Below are 21,188 nucleotides of genomic sequence, written 5' to 3'. Positions count from 1 at the left end.
ACAGAAAACCATGTCATTGCACGACTTTTTTCACACCCCTGTAGCGCAAGCCGACCCTGCTGTGGCTGCTGCGCTGGCGCACGAGTTGGGCCGCCAAAGTGACCAGCTTGAACTCATTGCCTCGGAAAACATCGTCTCCCAAGCGGTGCTCGATGCCCAAGGCAGTGTCTTTACCAACAAGTACGCGGAAGGCTATCCCGGCAAGCGCTACTACGGTGGCTGCGAGCATGCCGACGCGGTGGAGCAACTGGCCATAGACCGCCTGTGCCAGCTTTTTGGTGCCCGCTTTGCCAATGTGCAACCCCACTCGGGCGCACAGGCCAACACGGCCGTCATGCTGGCCCTGCTGCAACCCGGTGACACCGTGCTGGGCATGGCCTTGTCCGCTGGCGGTCACCTGACGCACGGTGCCAAGCCTGCCCTGTCGGGCAAGTGGTTCAAGGCCGTGCAGTACGGCGTGCGCCAAAGCGACTGTCTGATCGACTACGACGAAGTAGAGCGCTTGGCCTTGGAGCACAAGCCCAAGCTCATCATCGCGGGTTTCTCGGCCTATCCACGGGTGATGGACTGGGCGCGTTTTCGCGCCATCGCCGACAAAGTGGGCGCTTTCCTCATGGTGGACATGGCCCATGTGGCCGGCTTGGTGGCTGTAGGCGTCTACCCCAGTCCGGTGCCACACGCCCATGTGACCACCAGCACCACCCACAAAACGCTGCGTGGCCCCCGTGGTGGCGTCATATTGACCCATGACGAAGAGCTGGCCAAAAAGATCAACTCCGCCGTTTTTCCCGGCGCGCAAGGGGGGCCGCTCATGCACGTCATCGCTGCCAAGGCCGTGGCCTTTGGCGAGGCGCTGCAGCCCAGCTTCAAAGCCTATGCCCAGCAGGTGGTGAAAAACGCCCAAGCCTTGGGCGAAGTGCTCAAGGCCGGAGGCCTCGATTTGGTGACGGGCGGCACCGACAACCACCTGCTGCTGGTGGACTTGCGCCCGCTGGGACTCAAAGGCAACCAGACCGAGCAAGCGCTGGAGCGCGCAGGCATTACCTGCAACAAAAACGGCATCCCGTTTGACGATGAAAAGCCCACCATCACCTCGGGCGTGCGCTTGGGTACGGCGGCCATCACCAGCCGTGGGCTGGACGAAGAAGCCTGCCGCGAAGTCGGGCGCTTGATTCTGGATGTGTTGCAAGCCTTGCGCAAAGACCCCGAGAACACCGCCGAGGTGGAGGCCATCGTGCGCGAGCAGGTCAAAACCCTGACCCACCAGTACCCCATTTACCGCTGACAGCAGGAGCCAACCATGAGCTTTGACGCCGCCCAACTGCACCAACAGTCCATCGTCATCGATGGACTCATCATCGCCAACCTGGACCGCAGCGTCTTTGAAGACATGCGCAAGGGTGGGCTCACCGCCGCCAACTGCACCGTCTCGGTGTGGGAGTCTTTTGCCAAGACGGTGGACAACATCGCCAACCTCAAGCGCCTGATCCGCGACAACAGCGACCTGGTGATGCTGGCCAAAAACGTGGCCGACATCGAACGCGCCAAGCGCGAGGGCAAGACCGGCATCATCTTGGGCTTCCAAAACGGCTACGCCTTTGAGGACAACCTGGGCTACATCGAAGCCTTCCACGACATGGGCGTGCGCGTGGTGCAGCTCTGCTACAACACGCAAAACCTCATCGGCACAGGCTGCTACGAGCGCGACGGTGGCTTGTCCGGCTACGGCCGCGAAGTGATTGCCGAGATGAACCGCGTGGGCATCATGGTGGACTTGTCCCACGTGGGCGGCAAGACCTCGGAAGAGGCCATTTTGGAATCCAAAAAACCCGTGGCCTACACCCACTGCTTGCCGCTGGGCCTGAAAGACCACCCCCGCAACAAGAGCGATGCGGAGCTGAAATTCATCGCCGACCACGGTGGCTTTATCGGCGTGACCATGTTCTCGCCCTTCCTCAAGCGCGGCCCCGAATCGACCATTTACGACTACGTGGAAGCCATCGACTACGTGATCAACGTCGCAGGCGAAGACTGCGTGGGTTTGGGCTCGGACTTCACCCAAGGCCACGGCCACGAGTTCTTTGAATGGCTCACGCACGACAAAGGCCGCTGGCGTCGTCTGACCAACTTTGGCAAGGTGGTCAACCCCGAAGGCATCAGCACCATTGGCGACTTCCCCAACCTGGCACAAGCCATGCAAAAGCAAGGCTGGAGCGCCAGCCGCATCGAAAAAGTACTGGGCAAAAACTGGATGGGATTTTTCCGCCAAGTGTGGGGAGAGTAAACGCATGCAACCGCAACTACCAATCGACGTTGATCCGCAAACGGGTATTTGGACCACCGACGGTCTGCCCATGATCTATGTGCCACGGCACTTCTTCGTGAACAACCACGTCGAGGCCGAAGCCGCTATTGGCAAAGAAGCCTATGCCACCGGGTTGTACAAGGGCGGCTACCGCTCGGCCTACTTCTGGTGCAGCCAGGAGAGCAAGACGCACGGCCTCCAAGGCTTGGCCTGCTACGAGCATTACCTCAAGCGCCTGTCCCAGCGCGGTTGGGGCCAGTTCGCTTTTGAGTCGGTGGACGCAGCCACTGGCCACGCCCGCATCCGCTTGGACCACTCGGTCTTTGTGCTGGCCCAAGGCATTGCCGGGGTGCCTGTGAACAAAGACAAGCTGTGCTACCTGTTTGCAGGTTGGTTTGCTGGGGCCATGGACTGGGTGGCTGACGACACGGGGGCCAAGTACCGCACCGAGAGCCGCGAAACCCAGTGCGCTGCAGAGCACGCGGACCACCACCACGACTACTGCATCTTCACCGTCACGCCTCTGCCACCCTCTGCCTGAGCACCGCCATGCGCTACCCGCACCTGTTTGAACCCATCCAGCTCAACAAGCTGACGATCCGCAACCGCATCGTCAGCACCGCCCACGCCGAGGTGTACGCCGAAAACGGCTTGCCCGGCGAGCGCTACATCCGCTACTACGAGGAAAAGGCCAAGGGCGGGGTGGGTTTGGCCATTTGCGGTGGCTCCAGTCCCGTGTCGCGGGACAGCCCTTGGTCGTGGTGGAACTCGGTCAACCTGTCCATCGACGCGGTGGTGGAACCCTTGTCCCGCTTGGCGGCTGCCATGCACCAGCATGGCGCGAAGATCATGATCCAAGCCACCCACATGGGGCGGCGCAATGCTTGGCATGGCGAGAACTGGCCGCATTTGGTCAGCCCCTCGGGCATCCGCGAGCCGGTGCACCGTGGCAACGCCAAGACCATCGAGGTGGAAGAGATTGACCGCATCATCCGCGACTTTGCCAAGGCTGCGCGCCGCGTCAAAGACGGCGGGCTGGACGGCATGGAAGTGTCGGCGGCGCACCAGCAGCTCATCGACCAGTTCTGGAGCCCGCGCGTCAACCACCGCACCGACGAGTGGGGCGGCAGCTTGGAAAACCGCCTGCGCTTTGGCATCGAGGTGCTCAAAGCCATCCGCGCCGAAGTGGGCAGCGACTTTTGCGTCGGCCTGCGCATGTGCGGTGACGAGTTCCATGAGGACGGCATTTCGCACGAGCACGCCAAAGAAATCGCCCAGGCCATGAGCGAAACGGGCTTGGTGGACTACATCAGCGTGGTGGGGTCAGGCGCTGATACGCACAACACTCTGGCCAACTGCATGCCGCCCATGGCCTTGCCGCCCGAGCCCTTTGTGCACTTGGCAGCGGGCATCAAATCGGTCAGCAAAGTGCCGGTGATGCACGCCCAAAGCATCCGCGATGCCTCGCAGGCCGAGCGCATTTTGTCCACGGGCATGGTGGACATGGTGGGCATGACACGGGCGCAGATTGCCGATCCGCACATGGTCATCAAAATCCGCGATGGCCGCGAAGACCAGATCAAGCAGTGCGTGGGGGCCAACTACTGCATCGACCGCCAGTACAACGGCTTGGACGTGCTCTGCATCCAAAACGCCGCTACCAGCCGCGAAACCGTGCTCTCGCACACCATCCGCCCCAGCACCGGCCCCCAACGCAAAGTGGTGGTGGTGGGCGCAGGCCCTGCCGGGCTGGAAGCGGCCCGCGTCGCCCGCGAGCGCGGCCATGACGTGGTGCTGTTTGAGAAAAACACCGCTGTGGGCGGGCAGATCAACTTGGCTGCCAAAGCCCCCAAGCGCGAGCAGATGGCGGGCATCGTGCGCTGGTTTGACCTGGAAACCCAGCGCTTGGGCGTAGACCGCCGCTTGGGTGTGGCCGCGGATGAGGCCATGATCCTGGCCGAGCAGCCCGACATCGTGGTGCTGGCCACGGGCGGTTCACCCCACCTGCAGCAAGTGCCCGATTGGGGCGCAGCCAGTGGCTTGGTCCACAGCAGCTGGGACGTGCTCAGCGGCGCAGTGCCGCTCAAAGACAACGTGCTGGTGTACGACAGCATCAGCACCCATGCCGGGGCGGGTGTAGCGCACTACGCCGCCGAGCGCGGCAAGCTGGTGGAGATCGTCACGCCCGACGTGAAGGTGTCCGACGATGTGGGCGGCACCACCTTCCCGATTTTTTACCGCCAGATGTACGCCCAAGGCGTGATCCAAACGCCCAACTTCTGGCTCGACAAGGTGTACCGCGAGGGCGACAAGCTGATTGCCGTGCTGCGCAACGAGTACACCGAAGCGCAAGAGGAGCGCGAGGTCGATCAGGTCATCGTCGAAAACGGCACCCTGCCCAACGACAGCCTGTACTGGGCGCTCAAGCCCCAGTCGGTTAACAAGGGGCAGATCGACATCGATGCGCTGTACGCCTTCCAACCGCAACCGGCCTTGCAGCAAACGCTGCAGAGCGGCCAGTTTTTGCTCTACCGCGTGGGCGACTGCATCTCGATGCACAACATCCACGCCGCCATTTTTGACGCGCTGCGTCTGTGCAAGGACTTCTGACCATGGGCTTGCCGCACTTCATCCGCGTCCTGTTTTGGCTGGCGGTACTGGCTTTGCTGGTGGGCTTGGTGCGCCGTGCAGCCCTGTGGCGGCAAGGCCAAGCAGCGCACTGGGGCACCGCCCGGTTGCTGCTGGGGCTGCTGCACATCCCCAAGCGCTACTTTGTGGACTTGCACGAAGTGGTGGCGCGCGAGCCTTTCATCGCCCGCGCCCACGTGGCCGCTGCTGGCGGTGGCTTGGCCACGCTGGTGCTGGTGGGCATCAACTATGGCTTGGGTCTCTTCAGCACCGCGCTCGATTGGGCGCTGCTGGCGACCGCCTTGCTCATGCTGGTGGGCTCGGGCATGGCCGCTTACCGCCGCCTGCAAGCGCCTGAACGCTTGTCACGCGGGCCATGGCAGCGCATGCCCTACAGCTTGCTGGCGCTGGCCGCCTCGGTGCTGGTCTTGGTGTTGGCAGGGGCGCAAGCCGCCCCTTGGCTGGCGGTGCTGGTGTGCGCAGGCTTTGCGCTGGGCGCTGCCGAGCTGGCGCTGGGCATTGGCCTAGGCGGCCCCATGAAGCACGCCGTCGCTGGCATGCTGCACCTGGGTTGGCACCCCCGGCCAGAGCGCTTTGTGGCCCGCACCAAAACCACTGACGCCGTGCCCGCCACCGCGCTCAAGCCCCTCAACACCGCAGCAGGCCAGTGGGGCGTGACCCAACCGACTGACTTTGAGTGGAACCGCTTGCTCTCCTTCGATGCCTGCGTGCAGTGCGGCAAATGCGAAGCCGCTTGCCCTGCCAAAGCCGCAGGCCAGCCACTCAACCCCAAAAAGCTGGTGCAAGACCTCGTGGTGGGCATGGCTGGTGGCAGCGATGCGGCTTACGCGGGCACTCCCCACCCCGGCCAAACCGTGGGCCAGCAGCAGGGCGGTGCCCAGTCTGCCTTGGTGCCCGGTTTGCTTCTGGCCGACACGCTGTGGTCCTGCACCACCTGCCGCGCTTGTGTGCAGGCCTGCCCCATGCTCATCGAGCACGTGGATGCGGTGGTGGACATCCGCCGTGGCCTCACGCTCAACCAAGGCGTGGTGCCCAACAAAGGGGCCGATGCCCTGCACAACCTGCGCGAGACCGACACCATTGGCGGCTTTCCGCTGGCAGCGCGCAACCACTGGGCGGTGGATTTGAACCTGCCTGTGCTGGGGCCACGCGCCACGGGTGAGCAAACCGACTGGCTGCTGCTGGTGGGTGAGGGCGGTTTTGACACCCGCTACCAACGCACCTTGCGCGCCTTGGTCAAAACCCTGCACAAAGCCGGGCTCAAGGTGGCCCTGCTGGGCGATGCCGAGACCGACTGCGGCGACCTAGCGCGCCGCTTGGGCGACGAGCTGGGCTTTGAGCGCTTGGCCAAGCAGCTCATTGGCACCTTGCAAGACCGCCAGTTCCAGCGCATCGTCACTGCCGATCCGCACGTGCTGCACACGGTCAAGAACGAATACCCCGCGCTGGGCGGCGCGTTTGAGGTGTGGCACCACACCCAACTGCTGGACGATTTGCTGCAGCAAGGCATCCTGCAAGCGACGGCCAAGCCCTTGCCATCCACCCAAGAACCCGTGACCTACCACGACCCTTGCTACCTGGGCCGCTACAACCGCGAGGTGAGTGCCCCGCGCCGCAGCCTGCAGGCCATTGGCATCCGCGTGGTGGAGATGGAGCGCCACGGTGCCCAAGCCCGCTGCTGTGGCGGTGGTGGCGGTGCGCCGTGGACCGATATTGCGGGCGAGCGCCGTATCCCCGACATCCGCATGCAAGACGCCCAAGACGCCGGTGCCCGCGTGGTGGCCGTGGCCTGCCCGCAGTGCACCGCCATGCTCGAAGGCGTGGTGGGCAGCAAGCCCGAAGTGCTGGACGTGGCCGAACTGGTCGCCCGTGCGGTGGAGGCAGTATGAGTACAGGCACTATGAAACGCGTCAATCCGCGCCGCCCGGCCTACATCACCCCAGCGGGCATGCGCCGCATCGTGCTGGGCGCGGTGGCTGGTGCGGCACAGGCTGGTGTACCCGGCGCTGCACATGGTGTCGCACGTGGCATCGAACACAGCGCCAGCAAACCACTGCGCGCCAGTGGTCCCTTTGCCCGTTGCATCTTGGTAGTCAGCCACAGCGACAAAGGCGTGCTGGACGAACGCGCTCGCCAAGCGCTGGCTGCTGCCGCCATACTGGCCAGCAGCGACACCGAGGTGGTGCTGGTCGTGCTGGGCCCCTGCCAAGAAGACTGGGCAGCGCTGGGCGCAGACCGCTGCGTGCTGGTGCCCCAAGGCCTGCGCGATGCCCACGTGCCCACCCAAGCCAGCGTTTGGCTGGGTGCGCTGTACCAGCAGCTACAACCCCTGTACGTGCTGCTGCCCGACCGCGATGCCGATGCCGACCTAGGTCGCCGCTTGGCCGTGGAGCAAGGCCTGCCGTTGGCAGGCCCGGTGGTGGAAATACAGCCTGCAGGCACCCCCGCCGATGTGCGCTGCCGTGTGCGCGCCAGCGCAGGCCACGACGCGCTGTGCACAGGCGCTCGCGTGCTCATGCTCGCTGGCGGTGTGGCCGTGACCGAGTTGCCCTTTGTGGGTCTGGGTGTGGTGAGTGTGGCGGGCCAAGGCGATAGCTCGGCGTGGCCTAACTGGCCCACCGAACTGGCCCGCATGCCCGGTCTGCAAGACATGGGCGTGCAAGCAGGCCAAGCCCAAACCCTGGCGCTGGAGGAGGCGGACTTCATCCTTTCGGCAGGCAATGGTGTGCAGGACTTGGCCTTGTTCCACGAGCTGGCCGACGCCCTGGGCGCAGCCACAGGCGCATCGCGCGTGGCGGTGGACGATGGGCGCTTTCCCCGCGCCAAGCAAATCGGCGCAACGGGCAAGACGGTGCAAGCCAGTGCCTATGTGGCCATTGGCATCTCGGGTGCGGTGCAGCACTTGCAAGGCATCAAAGACTGCCGCCACGTGATTGCGGTTAACACCGACAGCGCCGCGCCCATTGGCAAGCGCGCCAACGTGCTGGCCGTGGCCGAGTCGTCTGAATTCATGCGCGCTTTGCTGGCCTTGGTGCAAGCCAAGCGCGGTCTGCGTGCTGGTGCTAACGCGCAGCAGAAGGGGTGAGCATGGTGCAAATCTTTGTCTTGGTGCGGCAACTGCTGCACCCCGTCAGTGGCAAATGGGTGCGCGACCCAGCCGACGCCCAGGCCGTGGCCTTGGCCCTGCAAACCGTGCCTGCAGAGCAGGTGCGTTTGTTTAGCTTGGGCGCTTTGCAACCCAGCGTGGCGGCCGACTACATGGCCCAAGGCGCGCCCGTGCTGCATACCTTGCTGGGCGATAACGGCGATAGCACGCCCGCTGCCGTGGCTGCATGGTTGCGCCAGCAAGACCAAGGCGCAGCCACTGTGCTGCTGCTGGGCCAGTCGCCTGCATCCGATGCCGCCGATGCCACCGCCCCTGTACTGCCCTATCTGCTGGCCCAGCAGCTGCAGTGGCTGTGCCTGCGCGACATTGGGGCACTGCGCAGTGTGCACACAGGCTGGCAGCTACAGCAGGTGTTGCCCAAAGGGGCGCGCCGCCAGTGGCAACTCTCGGCCAGCGCGGTGCTGTCGGTGCATGCATCGGCTTTGGTGGCCAAGCGCTATGCCCCACGGGACGCCCAGCGCGGCGTGCTGCACGAACAAGTGATCAGCGCTGTGAGCACGGCCACACCTACACCCTCTGTGGCGGTGCAAACCGTACCCACGGTGCTGCGTGTACAGCCGCTGCAGGCGCGCCAGAAAAAGTCTGGTCACGAACGCATGCTGGGCGCTATTGGGTCACCGGGCGGTGGCAGCCAGAGCAAAGCCTTGGTTTTGGAAGCGGGCACTGTGCAGGACAAAGCACAGGCGGTTTACGACTATTTGGACACCCACTCCCTGTGGAGTTTTAGTTAAGAAAGGGATTCAGCCATGTCAAACATTCACACCGACCTCTTGGCAGAACTGCTGCAACAACGCCGTCCCGGCTACAGCCTGGATGCGGCCTTTTACCTGAGCGACTTGGTGTACCAAGCCGATATGCAACACATCTTTGGCAAGCACTGGATTTTTGTCGCCGTCGAGCCGCAAATTGCTGAGCCCGGTGACTATGTCACCGTGGAGGTGGGCAAGACTTCTATCCTCATCGTGCGCGATGACGATGGCAGCGTGCAGGCCTTTCACAACGTGTGCCGCCACCGCGGTTCGCGCCTGTGCGCGCAGCACAAAGGCTCGGTGGGCAACGTCGTGTGCCCCTACCACCAGTGGACGTACAACACCCAAGGCCAACTGCTCTACGCAGAGCACATGGGCGATGGTTTTGACAAAAGCAAGCATGGCCTCAAGAAAGTGCACGTGCGCAGCGTGGGCGGCCTCATCTTCATTTGCTTGGCCGAGAACGCCCCGACTGACTTTGACGAAGTCGCCGCGCGCATGCAGCCCTATTTGGCCCCGCACAAGCTGGCCGAATGCAAGGTGGCTGCGCAGGTGGAAATCATCGAAAAGGGCAACTGGAAGTTGGTGATGGAAAACAACCGCGAGTGCTACCACTGCGTAGGCAACCACCCTGAGTTGACCCTGTCGCTGTACGAATACGGCTTTGGCTACCAGCCCAGCCCAGCCAATGCCGCAGGCATGGCCAAGTTCAATGAGATTGTGCAGACCAGCCACGCCCGCTGGGAGTCCATGGGCTTGCCCTCGCAGGTGATTGAAGAGCTGGACACCCGCGTTTCGGGTTTCCGCACCATCCGCCTGCCGCTGGACCGGTCTGGGCAGTCCCAAACCATGAACGCCGAAGTGGCCAGCAAGCGCTTGCTCGGTGATTTGAAAGACCCGGCGCTGGGTGGTTTGTCCTTCTGGACACAGCCCAACTCGTGGCACCACTTCATGAGCGACCACGTGGTCAGCTTCTCGGTGCTGCCGCTGGCAGCAGACGCCACTTTGGTGCGTACTACTTGGTGCGTGCACAAAGACGCCGTGGAGGGCGTGGACTACGACGTGGCCAACCTCACCAAGGTGTGGAATGCCACCAACGACCAAGACCGCCGCTTGGTGGAAGAAACCCAAGTGGGCGTGGCCAGCGGTGCTTACGAGCCCGGCCCGTATTCGCCCTACACCGAAGACTTGGTGGAGAAATTCGCCGTCTGGTACGTGGACCGCCTGCGCGAGCAGACCAAAGCCTAAGCCAGCACGGTACAGCGCAAGGAATGAACACTATGGCAGAGCCTACCGAGAACACCGCCAACGCCTATCCCCCTATCTGGCCCTGCGACGACGACACCGCCTTGCAATGCATTCAGGTGGTGCAAGAAACGCACGATGTAAAGACCTTTGTGTTCAACGCCTTGCAAGCGCGCACCTTTGTGTACCGCCCGGGGCAGTTCATCACGCTGGACGTGCCAGCGGGGCAGGGCGGCAGCGTGGTGCAGCGCAGCTACACGCTCTCGTCCAGTCCCAGCCGTCCGCAGCGTGTGTCCATCACCGTCAAGCGCGTGGCCGGTGGCCCGGTGTCCAACTGGCTACACGACTACCTCCAGCCCGGCATGCAGATTGGTGTGACTGGCCCTGCGGGTGATTTTTCATGCATGGCCGACAGCGCCACCAGCTTGCCAGCAGGCATGCAAACCTGTGCAGGCCAGCGCTACTTGCTCATTTCGGGCGGTAGCGGCATCACCCCCGTCATGAGCATGCTGCGCACCATGGTGGACATGGCGGTGGATGCCGACATCGTGTTCGTGCACGCAGCACGCACCCCCGCCGACCTGATATTCCACAAAGAACTGACCCTGCTGGCGCACCAGCACCCCCGCTTGCGCCTGCTGCTGGTGTGCGAGAGCCGTGGTGCCCACACCGAATGGTCTGGCTATGTGGGGCGTCTGAGCCGCAGTTTGCTCGAGCAGCAAGTACCCGATTTGCTGCAGCGCCAAGTGTTCACCTGTGGCCCAGCAGGCTTTATGCAAGCGGTGCGCGCCAGCTTGCTCGATGCGGGTTTACCAGAGAAACAGTACCAGCAAGAAAGCTTTAGTTTTGAAACCTTGGCACAGGCTGTAAATCCCGTGCAAACCACCACGCAAAACACAGTGTCCACCAGTGAAGGCTCTGCGGTTTCCGGTGGTTTCACGATCAGCCTGAGCAAGCTTGGTGACGCCTTTGCGTGCGCCCCAGATCAGAGCATTTTGGGCGCTGCTGTGGCAGCTGGTTTGCGTTTGCCAGCGTCGTGCAGCACTGGGCTGTGCGGCACGTGCAAAACCAAAAAAGTATCGGGAGAGGTGAGCATGCAGCACAAGGGAGGAATTCGCCAGCGCGAGATTGACCAAGGCTGGATATTGCCGTGTTGCAGCGTGCCTTTGTCGGATGTGGTGCTTGAGCGCTAGGCAAACAGCTAGCCCCAGTATGGTGATTATTTTGGTGGCATGGCAGTTGCTAACTGTTGAGCTATCTCAATCCATTTGTGAAAAGGAATTCACATGCGAGATTTGAAGATTCAGGTCCGAAATTTGTACAAGATTTTCGGGGGGCGATCTGAGGAGGCACTCAAGTTGCTGTCTGAGGGCTGGGACAAGAACAAGATATTTGAAAAAACAGGCCAAGTGGTGGGCGTCAACAACGTGGGTTTTGACGTGCGCAGCGGTGAAATTTTCGTGCTCATGGGCCTGTCGGGTTCGGGCAAGTCCACGCTGATTCGTCTGATCAACCGCTTGGTAGAACCCGACGCGGGTGAAATCCTCATCGACGGTGATGACCTGACCAAGCTCTCGCAAAGCAGCCTGGTGAAGTGGCGCCGCCAAAAAGTGGCCATGGTGTTCCAGTCCTTTGCGCTCATGCCGCACAAAACCGTGCTGGAAAACGCCGCCTTTGGCCTGGAAGTAGCGGGTATGCAAAAAGCCCACCGCGAGCGCAAAGCCATGCACGCGCTGGAGCAAGTGGGCCTCAAAGACTACGCCCGCAAGTACCCGCACCAACTCTCGGGCGGCATGCAGCAGCGCGTGGGCTTGGCCCGTGCCTTGGCGGTGGATCCCGACATTCTGTTGATGGACGAAGCCTTCTCCGCACTCGATCCACTCAAGCGCACCGAAATGCAAGACCTGATGCTGGAGCTACAGCGCGTGCAGCGCCGCACCATTTTGTTTGTCTCGCACGACTTGGAAGAGGCTCTGCGCATTGGCACCAGTATCGCCATCATGGAAGGCGGCAACTTGGTGCAGGTGGGCACACCACGCGACATCGTGGCCAACCCGGTCAACGACTACGTGCGCCGCTTTTTCCACGGTGTGGACACCTCGCGCTACCTCACGGCGGGCGACTTGCTGGATCAAGATGAGGTCGATCCATCGAGCTGGGAGCAGGTGCTCAAAATCTCCAGCCACAGTTCGCTCACCGAAACTTTGGGCCAGATCATGGTAGGCAGCGGCCGCCCCATTGGGGTGCTGGACGATGCCAACCAAGTCATGGGCTGTATCACCGCCAAAAGTGTGTTGAGCAAGATGGTGCAAGGAGCGCGTCATGTCTGAGTGGATACAGCAGTTTTTGGCCAACCCGCATGACTATTTGCCGCTGGGCGATTGGGTCAACGCGTTTGTGGACTTGCTCATGTCCCATGGGCAGGGCTTTTTTGACGGGGCCAACACCATCGTCGAAACCTTTGCCGAGGGCGTAGAAAACGGGCTGATGGCGGTTCCCGCTTGGGCCCACATTGCCTTGGCTGTGGGCATAGGCTTTTGGCGCTTGGGCTGGCGCTTTGCGCTCTTTGTGCTGGCGTCTTTGCTGACCATCGTTATCACCGGGTTTTGGTCGCAAACGGTGGTGACCTTTGCACTCACCATCACGGCCACCTTCATCAGTCTGGTGGTGGGGGTGCCGCTGGGCATTGCCTGCGCGCGCAGCAACTGGTTCAACCGTGTGTTGCGTCCGTTCTTGGACTTTATGCAAACCATGCCCGCGTTTGTGTACCTCATTCCGGCGGCCATGGTGTTTGGCTTGGGCCGCGTGCCCGGCATCATGGCCACGGTGGTGTTTGCCATGCCACCGGTGGTGCGCCTCACGTCGCTGGGCATACGCCAAGTGAATGTGGAGCAGATCGAAGCCGGTCACGCGTTTGGTTGCACGGGTAGTCAGTTGTTGTTCAAGGTGCAGCTCCCCATTGCTTTGTCCACCATCATGACCGGGGTCAACCAGACCATCATGATGGCGCTGTCCATGGTCATCATCGCCTCCATGGTGGGGGCGGGTGGTTTGGGCAATGACGTGCTGTCCAGTATCCAGCGGCTTGACGTAGGCCTCGGTTTCGAGAGTGGTTTGGCGGTGGTGCTGTTGGCGATTATTTTGGATCGCATCACCGAAAGCTTTGGCACCCGAACGCAGTCGGAATCCAGCTCATAGCGCTGCACGCTATGGTTCACAAGGCAGGTACGGTCATCTATGTTGTCTGATTGCGCAAGCATTTGCTCCCAAGAGAGTCCCACCAAAGTCGGATTCTTGTTGCTGAACGACTATTCCATGATTGCGTTTGCCAACGCCTTGGAAGCGTTTCGCATGGCCAACTACATCAGCCGCCGTGAGCTGTACCGCTGGGAGGTGGTGCCCATTACCGAGCAAGGTGTGGTGGCCAGTAACGGCTTGCAAATGCACACCACGGGCGATCTGCGTACCTTGGATGACTGCAGCATGGTGATGGTCTGCGCTGGCGTGGACGTGCGCCGCGCCACCACCGACAAAGTGCACCAAGTGCTGCGCCACTTGGCTGGGCGTGACATTGCGCTGGGCGCGCTGTGCACGGGCTCGTATGCGCTGGCCAGTGCGGGCTTGCTGGACAACTACCGCTGCTCGGTGCACTGGGAGAACCTGGCCGCCATGCGTGAGGAGTTTCCCCGCATCCGCTTTACCCAAGCCGTGTATGTGATAGACCACGACCGCTTCACCAGTTCAGGCGGCACCGCTCCGCTGGACATGGTGCTGCGCCTTATCCGCGACCAGCATGGCCGCCAATTGGCCACGCAGATTTCGGAGCAGTTCATCTTGGAGCGCCAGCGCGCCGAGGACGACTGCCAAAAAGCCCCGCAACCCGAATGCATTGGCCCCGGCTACGAGCACCTGGCCGAGGCACTGCAGTTCATGGCGGCCAATATTGAAGAGCCGCTCAGCGTGCTGGAAATTGCCAACGCCATTCCGCTGTCGGTGCGCCAACTGGAGCGCTTGTTCCACCGCTACTGCCAAATGAGCCCGGCCCAGTACTACATGCAACTGCGCCTGCAGCGTGCCCGCGAACTGCTCACGCACAGCGCACTGCCCATCATGGAAATCACCGTGGCCTGTGGCTTCCAGTCGGCTTCGCACTTTTGCAAAGCCTACCGCCAGCTCTTTGGCCACGCCCCCAGCGAAGAGCGCCGCCAGAGCAAGAACCGCCCAGACATCGCCGTGCCCGGCACTGTCAGCGCCCGCACATTGCAGCAGGCTGAACGGCGTATTGCGGCTTGATTTGAGTGTGCCGGGGAGGGGTGCATAGCTGCCCACGATGTAGACTCATCCCCGCTTGATTAGCCATCATCAATGGCTAATCAGGCCTAGCAAGTTTTCAGGGACGGAAATGGCAGCACCAAGCAACTTCGGTTTTCTCGCACAACACTCACCACTGCTGGCAGAACTTGGTGCTACCGCCGAAAAACTATTCCCTTTAGACCCCGCCAGCTGCGTACTCAAGCTGCGCATCTTGGCTGAGTCACTCACCCAAGAAATGGCCTCGCGTTTGGGTATACGGCTTGTACAACCCACCCAAGCCGAGCTGCTGCGTGCGGTTGATTCGCGCTTAGGCCTAGACCCACAGGTGCGGCAAATGTTTCATTGCTTGCGCCAGCGGGGCAATGAAGCTGCCCACCAAGTAGCCCACAGCATTGGCTACCGCGAGGGTTTGGAGTCGCTCAAAATCGCCCGCGAAGTGGCGCTCTGGTTCCACCGCACCTTTGGACAGCAACCTGACTTCAAGCCCGGCCCCTTTGTCCTGCCAGACGATCCCAGCGAAAAGCTGCACGCCCTAGAGTCCAAACTCAAAGCGGCGCAAGCGCTTGTTGCCGACCACGAAAAACTCAAAGCCGAGTTTGACCAGCGCATAGCCAACGCCACTGTCACTGCAGACGCCGAGGCCACCAAACGCTTGGCTGCCAAAGCCACCCAGGCGGCCCAGCAAGTGCACATGGACGAAGCCGCGACGCGCCTGATCATCGACCAGCTACTCATGGACGCAGGCTGGGAAGCCAATTCAGAAACACTCACGCACGCAGCAGGAGCACGCCCGGCCAAGGGGAAAAACCAAGCCATTGCCGAATGGCCTACCCAAGGCAAGCAAAGTGCCGACTACATCCTCTTTGCTGGCCTCACGCCCATCGCAGCGGTAGAAGCCAAGCGGCTCAATACCAACGTAGCCGGAAAAATCCCCCAAGCCGAACGCTATGCCCGTGGAATGCTGCTAGAAGCCGAGCACCAGCCCGCTTGGGCCATAGAGGGCCGCGCTGCCCCCTGGCCCGATGGCGAAGGCGGCACATTCCAGCTGCCGTTTGTGTACTCGTGCAACGGTCGCCCGCTCATCAAGCAAAGCATTGATGCCAGTGGCACCTGGCACCGCGATGTGCGCCAAAACGCCAACCTCAGCCATGCTTTGGCCAGCTTCCACTCCCCCGAGGGGTTGCTAGACAGGCTGACCCGCTCCCGCACAGACGCCCAAGCCCGCTTGGCCCAAGAGAGCTTTGCCTACCTGCGCCTGCGGGACTATCAGGTCAAAGCCATCTCGGCGGTGGAGGCGGCATTGGCCAACGGCCAAAGCAACTGCCTGCTGGCCATGGCTACTGGCACGGGCAAAACCCGCACCATCATTGGCCTGATCTACCGCTTCCTCAAGGCCGAGCGTTTTCGCCGCATCTTGTTTTTGGTGGATCGCACCGCGCTGGGTGACCAAGCCATGGACAGCTTCAAAGAAGCCCCGCTGGAGCAAGACCAACCGCTTTTCAAGATGTACAACATCGCCGAGCTGGGCGACATGGCTGCACAGGCCGAAACCCGCGTGCAAGTGGCCACCGTGCAAGCAATGGCCCGCCGAATATTCGGCAGCGACAACCCGCCCCCGCTGGACGCGTACGACTGCATCATCGTGGACGAAGCCCACCGTGGCTACACGCTGGATCAAGACATGACCGAAGGCGAACTGGCCCTGCGCGACCCGGCCCAGTACCTCAGCAGCTACCGCCGAGTGCTGGACTACTTTGACGCCATCAAAATCGGCCTCACGGCCACGCCAGCGCAGCACACCAGTGAGATTTTTGGCAAGCCCGTCTATACCTACTCCTACCGCGAAGCCGTGGCCGACGACTGGCTTATCGACTACGAGCCGCCCATCCGCTACGAAACTTTGCTGAGCAAAAACGGCATCCACTTCGCCAAGGGCGACACAGTGGAAAGCCTCAATCTCAGCACTGGCGAGATAGAGGCCGCCGAGTTGGAAGACGAGCTGCACTTTGAGGTGGAGAGCTTCAACCGTCGCGTCATCAACGAAGACTTCAACCGCATCATCTGCGAGCAACTGGCCCAAGAGCTCGACCCGCTGGGCGAAGAGAAAACCATGATCTTTTGCGCCACCGATGCGCATGCCGACATGGTGGTTCGCCTGCTGGGAAAGGCCTTTGAGGGCATCTATGGCGAGCAATACAACCAAGCCGCTGTGCAAAAAATAACGGGCGCGTCTGACAAGGTAGAGCAGCTCATACGCCGCTACAAGAACGAGCGTTTCCCCAGCATCGCCGTCACTGTCGATTTGCTCACCACCGGTATCGACGTGCCCGCCATTTGCCACTTGGTGTTCATGCGCCGGGTCAAGTCGCGCATTTTGTACGAGCAGATGATTGGCCGCGCCACCCGCCGTTGCGACGAGATCGGTAAAACCGTCTTCAAAATCTACGACCCCGTAGACCTCTACGCCGCCCTGCAAGACGTGAACACCATGAAGCCGCTGGTGAAAAACCCGCAGGTAGACATGGAGCAACTGCTGGACGAGCTGAACAACCCTGCCGCCTACACCGCCCCCGGCAGCGCGCCAGAGCGCAGCCACGCGCACGACGTGCTGGACGAACTGAACCAAAAGCTCATGCGCGTGCTGCGCAGCGCCCAGCACAAAGCCGAAAAACGCCCCGTGCTGAAAGAGCGGCTGCAAACGCTGGAGCAGCAGTGGGGCGTGCCGCCCGCCGAGCTACATCGCCACCTGCACCAGTTGGGCCGCGACCACGGCCCCCATGCGGCAGCCGACTTTCTGCGCCACAACACCCAGCTACTCAATCAGCTGGGCGAACTGCGCGAACTCATGGGCACAGGCTACCGTCCTGTACTGTCTGCCCACCAAGACCAGTTTGTCGCCCGCGAACAAAGCTGGGGCGGCTACAACAAACCGCAGGACTACTTGGACAGCTTTGGCCAGTTTGTGCGCGAACAGGTCAACCAAAGCGCAGCACTGGCCGTGGTGGTCAACCGTCCCAAAGACCTGACCCGCGAACAGCTCAAAGAAGTGCGCATGCTGCTGGACGGCAAAGGCTTTAGCGAAGCCCGCCTGCAAGCTGCTTGGCGCAGCCAAAGCAACCAAGACATTGCGGCAGGCATCATGGGCTACATCCGCCAAGCCGCGCTGGGCGAAGCCCTGCTGCCGTTTGACGAGCGCGTCAAACTCGCCCTGCAAAAGCTCTACGCCGCCCACCCATTCACCCCCGTGCAGCGCAAGTGGCTGGACCGCCTAGCCAAGCAGCTCACCCACGAACTGGTCATAGACCACGCATTCGTCAATCAGGCCTTTGCCCAAGACGGCGGGGCCAAACAGCTCGACAAACTGTTGGGCGGCCAACTCGACCCGGTGTTGGGCGAAATCACGGCATATCTGTGGCCTCAGGTGGCGTGACTACAAGATTGGACGCTGCATCAATGCACTTTTGGACGCACGTTCAATGCTGTTTTGGACGGAACAAAAATCCATATTGGACGGAAAGAAATCGCAGATTTCAGCCGACTTGATTTCAACTTAATCGGATTGCCTGCTTGTTGTAAGTATTTGATTTTTATGAGTTTTTCAGACGAATTTCAACTTGGTGAGCTTCACTATTCCCAGATAGTCGCTCGCAAATTGGCCCAAATGCAGGCTGTGGCAAACTTGACAGCAATATGCCCCCCACCTCTGTCCCCGGCGCAAGCGCGGTGTGTCATGTGAGGGGTTTCTCTTTCTACACAGACTACGCGCTCTAAACAACCATGACCACCCAAGACATCGTCCAGAAGCTCTGGAATTTGTGCGACGTGCTGCGTGACGACGGCATCAACTACAGCGACTACGTCACCGAGCTGGTGCTGCTGCTCTTCATCAAAATGGAGCACGAGAACGCCCAGAGCGGCATCCTGCAAACCCACAAGCTGCCCGACTACGCCCGCTGGCCCCAGCTCACCAGCCGCAGCGGCCTGAACCTGCTCAACCACTACCGCCAAACCCTGCTAGACCTGAGCAAAAGCCCCGACAGGCTTATATCTGCCATCTACGCCGATGCACAAACCAGCCTCAAAGAGCCGCGCCACTTAGAGCAGCTGGTCAAAAGCCTAGACGGCATAGACTGGTTCAGCGCCCGCCAAGACGGGCTGGGAGACCTGTACGAAGGCCTGCTGGAGAAAAACGCCAGCGAGACCAAAAGCGGCGCCGGCCAATACTTCACGCCCCGGCCACTCATTGATGCCATCGTGCGCCTCATGCAGCCCCAGCCCGGCGAGACCGTGCAAGACCCCGCTGCTGGCACAGCAGGCTTTTTGATTGCGGCAGACCGCTACATCAAAGACCACACCGACGACCTGTACAGCCTGACTGAAAAGCAACGCAGCTTCCAGCGCAACCAAGCCTTCTTGGGCATGGAGCTGGTCAGCAGCACCCGCCGTCTGGCCCTGATGAACTGTCTGCTGCACGGCATGGAGGGCGACGACGAAGGCGTAGTCCACCTAGGCAACACACTGGGCCAAGCCGGAGCTGCGCTGCCCAAAGATGCCCACCTCATGCTCAGCAACCCGCCCTTTGGCACCGCCAAAGGCGGCGGCGGCCCCACGCGGGACGACCTGACCTACGTCACCAGCAACAAGCAACTGGCCTTCTTGCAGCACATCGTGCGCCACCTGCGCGACGGAGGCCGCGCCGCCGTGGTGCTGCCCGACAACGTGCTCTTTGAAGCCGGCGTAGGTGCCGACGTGCGCCGCGACCTCATGGACAAATGCCGCCTGCACACCATCCTGCGCCTGCCCACTGGCATCTTTTACGCGCAGGGCGTCAAGACCAACGTACTGTTTTTTGAGAAGGTGAGCCAAGCCGCGACCGGCAGCACGCAAGAAGTCTGGGTGTACGACATGCGCGCCAACGCCCCCAAGTTTGGCAAGCGCACCCCGCTGACCGACGCACACTTTGCCGACTTTATGGCCGCCTACGGCACCGACCCCAATGGGCGGGCCGAGCGCCAAGACCAAGGCGAACAAGGCCGCTTTCGCCGCTTTAGCCGCCAGTGGATCGCGTCTGAGCGCGGCGACAGCCTGGACATAGCCTGGCTGAAAGACGACAACGCAGAGGACGCGGCCGACCTGCCCGAACCCGCCGTGCTGGCACGCGAAGCGGTGGACGAACTCAACGCCGCAGTGGCGGAGCTGGAAGCGATCTTGGTGGAGTTGGGGGAAACACAGGAGGCGGGGCAATGACCGAGCAAGCAGGTACCAGAGGAAAACATTGGCGCATCAGTGATGCGCCAATTGTCGTGACACCGTCACCGCAATTGGCGATTTGTCTCACAGCTTGTGAGACAACTTTCAAAGACCGTCGGAATCCACTTCAATTTGTCCCACGGGCTGTGGGACAAATCACATGCGATTGGGTCAACAAATGAACATCCCACAAACCTGGACACTCGCGCAACTTGGTAACTTGACCGCACAGATAGTTGGTGGTGGAACGCCCAGCAAAACAAGCGCCGCTAATTTCAATGGTCATATCCCATTTATGACCGTCAAAGATTTGAAAGCCCGTTTCGTTAGCAGCACGGTAGATCACATTTCAGAGGACGCGCTCCAGAGCAGTGCAACAACTAAAGTCCCGGCAGACACACTCATCGTCGCGACCCGCATGTCGCTCGGCAAGATCGCACGCCCGACTATGGACGTAGCGATCAACCAAGACTTAAAAGCTCTGTTCTTGCACAGTGGAGTGAACAAAACATTCGTTGAATACTTCTGGCGCTCAAAGTCCCAAGCCATCCAATCAATGGGGACTGGCACAACGGTTAAGGGCATACGCCTCGAAGAAATCCGTACCTTAGAGGTGCCGCTAGCACCAGAAGCCGAGCAAAAACGCATCGCCGACAAACTCGACACCGTCCTCACCCGCGTAGACGCCGTCAACACCCGCCTGGCCCGCGTCGCCCCCCTGCTCAAACGCTTCCGCCAATCCGTCCTCGCCGCCGCTACCTCGGGGGCAATGAGCTTTGACGTTATCGAGAAGCCACTCGTACCTCTTGGCAGTGTCTTGTCGTCACTAAAAACCGGACCTTTTGGAAGCAGCCTACACAAGGCCGACTACGTCATGGGGGGCACCCCATTGATCAATCCGATGCACATCATTGCTGGTCGTATTTCCCCAAGCCAAAACATGACGGTTAACCATGAGACATGGACACGGCTCTCCGAATATCAACTAGCCGTCAATGATGTTGTGATTGGTCGCCGTGGCGAAATGGGGCGATGCGCGGTTGTGACTGAAAAAGAAAGTGGCTGGCTTTGTGGCACCGGCTCGATGAAGCTCACCCCCACCGAGAACCTGAATCCCTTCTACTTACAACTTTTTTTGTCGAGTCCCTCGACCGTGTCCGCTTTAGAAGGGGAGTCTGTCGGCTCAACGATGGTGAACCTTAATCAAAAGATTCTTCTGAACTTGATGATTTATCTTCCACCGATAGAAGAACAAATCGAAATCGTCCGCCGCGTAGAAACGCTGTTCGCTTTTGCCGACCGGCTCGAAGCCCGTTTAGCGCAGGCGCAGACAGCGGCTACGCGGCTCACGCCAGCGCTGTTGGCCAAGGCGTTTCGGGGGGAGTTGGTGCCGCAAGACCCGAATGACGAGCCTGCGGCAGAGTTGCTTAAGCGCTTGGCCCAAAGCGCTGATGCGCCCAAGAAGAAAACGCGGGCAAAAGTAGCAGGTGCCTGAGACCGGAATCGAACC

The 21,188-nt window shown here is 61.2% G+C and carries 15 protein-coding genes; all 15 read left to right on the top strand.

Annotated features, from left to right (window positions below; translation table 11 throughout):
- Positions 1-10: 10 nt before the first annotated feature.
- The 15 genes from glyA (at position 11) to KIK84_RS10190 (ending at position 21,173) form a co-directional block, all read left to right on the top strand.
- The gene (glyA, locus tag KIK84_RS10260) at positions 11-1,285 is read left to right on the top strand and encodes a serine hydroxymethyltransferase (protein ID WP_214123001.1); all 1,275 of its coding nucleotides are present in this window, start codon (positions 11-13) and stop codon (positions 1,283-1,285) included.
- Positions 1,286-1,300: 15 nt separating this feature from the next.
- Entirely contained in the window at positions 1,301-2,284 is a 984-nt protein-coding gene (locus KIK84_RS10255) for a dipeptidase (RefSeq protein ID WP_214123000.1), read from the top strand.
- Between the two features lie 4 nt (positions 2,285-2,288).
- Complete coding sequence (locus KIK84_RS10250; protein WP_214122999.1) at positions 2,289-2,846, top strand: DUF5943 domain-containing protein; 558 nt, start codon at positions 2,289-2,291, stop codon at positions 2,844-2,846.
- An 8-nt stretch (positions 2,847-2,854) separates the two neighbouring features.
- Entirely contained in the window at positions 2,855-4,915 is a 2,061-nt protein-coding gene (locus KIK84_RS10245) for an NADH:flavin oxidoreductase (protein ID WP_214122998.1), read from the top strand.
- Between the two features lie 2 nt (positions 4,916-4,917).
- Entirely contained in the window at positions 4,918-6,843 is a 1,926-nt protein-coding gene (locus KIK84_RS10240) for a (Fe-S)-binding protein (protein ID WP_214122997.1), read from the top strand.
- Positions 6,840-8,039, top strand: a complete 1,200-nt coding sequence (locus KIK84_RS10235) for an electron transfer flavoprotein subunit alpha/FixB family protein (RefSeq protein WP_214122996.1) — start codon at positions 6,840-6,842, stop codon at positions 8,037-8,039. Before KIK84_RS10240 ends, KIK84_RS10235 begins: the two co-directional genes overlap by 4 nt.
- 2 nt (positions 8,040-8,041) lie before the next feature.
- A complete protein-coding gene (locus tag KIK84_RS10230) occupies positions 8,042-8,851 on the top strand; it encodes a serine/threonine-protein kinase (RefSeq protein ID WP_214122995.1) in 810 nt (269 codons plus the stop codon).
- 15 nt (positions 8,852-8,866) lie between these two features.
- Positions 8,867-10,117 carry an aromatic ring-hydroxylating oxygenase subunit alpha gene (locus KIK84_RS10225; RefSeq protein WP_214122994.1) on the top strand — a complete coding sequence of 417 codons (1,251 nt, stop codon included), beginning with the start codon at positions 8,867-8,869 and terminating at the stop codon, positions 10,115-10,117.
- A gap of 32 nt (positions 10,118-10,149) precedes the next feature.
- The gene (locus KIK84_RS10220; protein ID WP_250207911.1) at positions 10,150-11,307 is read left to right on the top strand and encodes an FAD-binding oxidoreductase; all 1,158 of its coding nucleotides are present in this window, start codon (positions 10,150-10,152) and stop codon (positions 11,305-11,307) included.
- Between the two features lie 93 nt (positions 11,308-11,400).
- Positions 11,401-12,444, top strand: a complete 1,044-nt coding sequence (locus tag KIK84_RS10215; protein WP_214122992.1) for a quaternary amine ABC transporter ATP-binding protein — start codon at positions 11,401-11,403, stop codon at positions 12,442-12,444.
- A gap of 79 nt (positions 12,445-12,523) precedes the next feature.
- Positions 12,524-13,312: an ABC transporter permease gene (locus KIK84_RS10210; protein ID WP_250207930.1), complete on the top strand. Its 789-nt coding sequence runs from the start codon at positions 12,524-12,526 to the stop codon at positions 13,310-13,312.
- 96 nt (positions 13,313-13,408) lie between these two features.
- Positions 13,409-14,407, top strand: a complete 999-nt coding sequence (locus KIK84_RS10205; protein ID WP_250207910.1) for a GlxA family transcriptional regulator — start codon at positions 13,409-13,411, stop codon at positions 14,405-14,407.
- A gap of 109 nt (positions 14,408-14,516) precedes the next feature.
- Positions 14,517-17,858, top strand: a complete 3,342-nt coding sequence (gene hsdR, locus KIK84_RS10200; RefSeq protein ID WP_214122989.1) for a type I restriction-modification system endonuclease — start codon at positions 14,517-14,519, stop codon at positions 17,856-17,858.
- 347 nt (positions 17,859-18,205) lie between these two features.
- Positions 18,206-19,675, top strand: coding sequence for a class I SAM-dependent DNA methyltransferase (locus tag KIK84_RS10195; RefSeq protein ID WP_214122988.1), 1,470 nt, complete (start codon positions 18,206-18,208; stop codon positions 19,673-19,675).
- 181 nt (positions 19,676-19,856) lie between these two features.
- On the top strand, positions 19,857-21,173 hold the full coding sequence (locus tag KIK84_RS10190; protein ID WP_214122987.1) for a restriction endonuclease subunit S: 1,317 nt from the start codon (positions 19,857-19,859) through the stop codon (positions 21,171-21,173).
- Positions 21,174-21,188 lie beyond the last annotated feature (15 nt).

Origin of the sequence: Curvibacter sp. CHRR-16 (genome assembly GCF_018474005.1) — a bacterium.
In the GTDB taxonomy this organism is placed as follows: Bacteria; Pseudomonadota; Gammaproteobacteria; order Burkholderiales; family Burkholderiaceae_C; genus Allorhodoferax.
Note: the sequence above shows the minus strand (reverse complement) of the source record. Positions and strands in the feature narration are given on the sequence as shown.

Coding starts and splice junctions, on each gene's coding strand:
- glyA (WP_214123001.1), top strand. CDS start 11: ATGTCATTGCACGACTTTTTTCACACCCCTGTAGCGCAAGCCGACCCT.
- KIK84_RS10255 (WP_214123000.1), top strand. CDS start 1,301: ATGAGCTTTGACGCCGCCCAACTGCACCAACAGTCCATCGTCATCGAT.
- KIK84_RS10250 (WP_214122999.1), top strand. CDS start 2,289: ATGCAACCGCAACTACCAATCGACGTTGATCCGCAAACGGGTATTTGG.
- KIK84_RS10245 (WP_214122998.1), top strand. CDS start 2,855: ATGCGCTACCCGCACCTGTTTGAACCCATCCAGCTCAACAAGCTGACG.
- KIK84_RS10240 (WP_214122997.1), top strand. CDS start 4,918: ATGGGCTTGCCGCACTTCATCCGCGTCCTGTTTTGGCTGGCGGTACTG.
- KIK84_RS10235 (WP_214122996.1), top strand. CDS start 6,840: ATGAGTACAGGCACTATGAAACGCGTCAATCCGCGCCGCCCGGCCTAC.
- KIK84_RS10230 (WP_214122995.1), top strand. CDS start 8,042: ATGGTGCAAATCTTTGTCTTGGTGCGGCAACTGCTGCACCCCGTCAGT.
- KIK84_RS10225 (WP_214122994.1), top strand. CDS start 8,867: ATGTCAAACATTCACACCGACCTCTTGGCAGAACTGCTGCAACAACGC.
- KIK84_RS10220 (WP_250207911.1), top strand. CDS start 10,150: ATGGCAGAGCCTACCGAGAACACCGCCAACGCCTATCCCCCTATCTGG.
- KIK84_RS10215 (WP_214122992.1), top strand. CDS start 11,401: ATGCGAGATTTGAAGATTCAGGTCCGAAATTTGTACAAGATTTTCGGG.
- KIK84_RS10210 (WP_250207930.1), top strand. CDS start 12,524: ATGTCCCATGGGCAGGGCTTTTTTGACGGGGCCAACACCATCGTCGAA.
- hsdR (WP_214122989.1), top strand. CDS start 14,517: ATGGCAGCACCAAGCAACTTCGGTTTTCTCGCACAACACTCACCACTG.
- KIK84_RS10195 (WP_214122988.1), top strand. CDS start 18,206: ATGACCACCCAAGACATCGTCCAGAAGCTCTGGAATTTGTGCGACGTG.
- KIK84_RS10190 (WP_214122987.1), top strand. CDS start 19,857: ATGAACATCCCACAAACCTGGACACTCGCGCAACTTGGTAACTTGACC.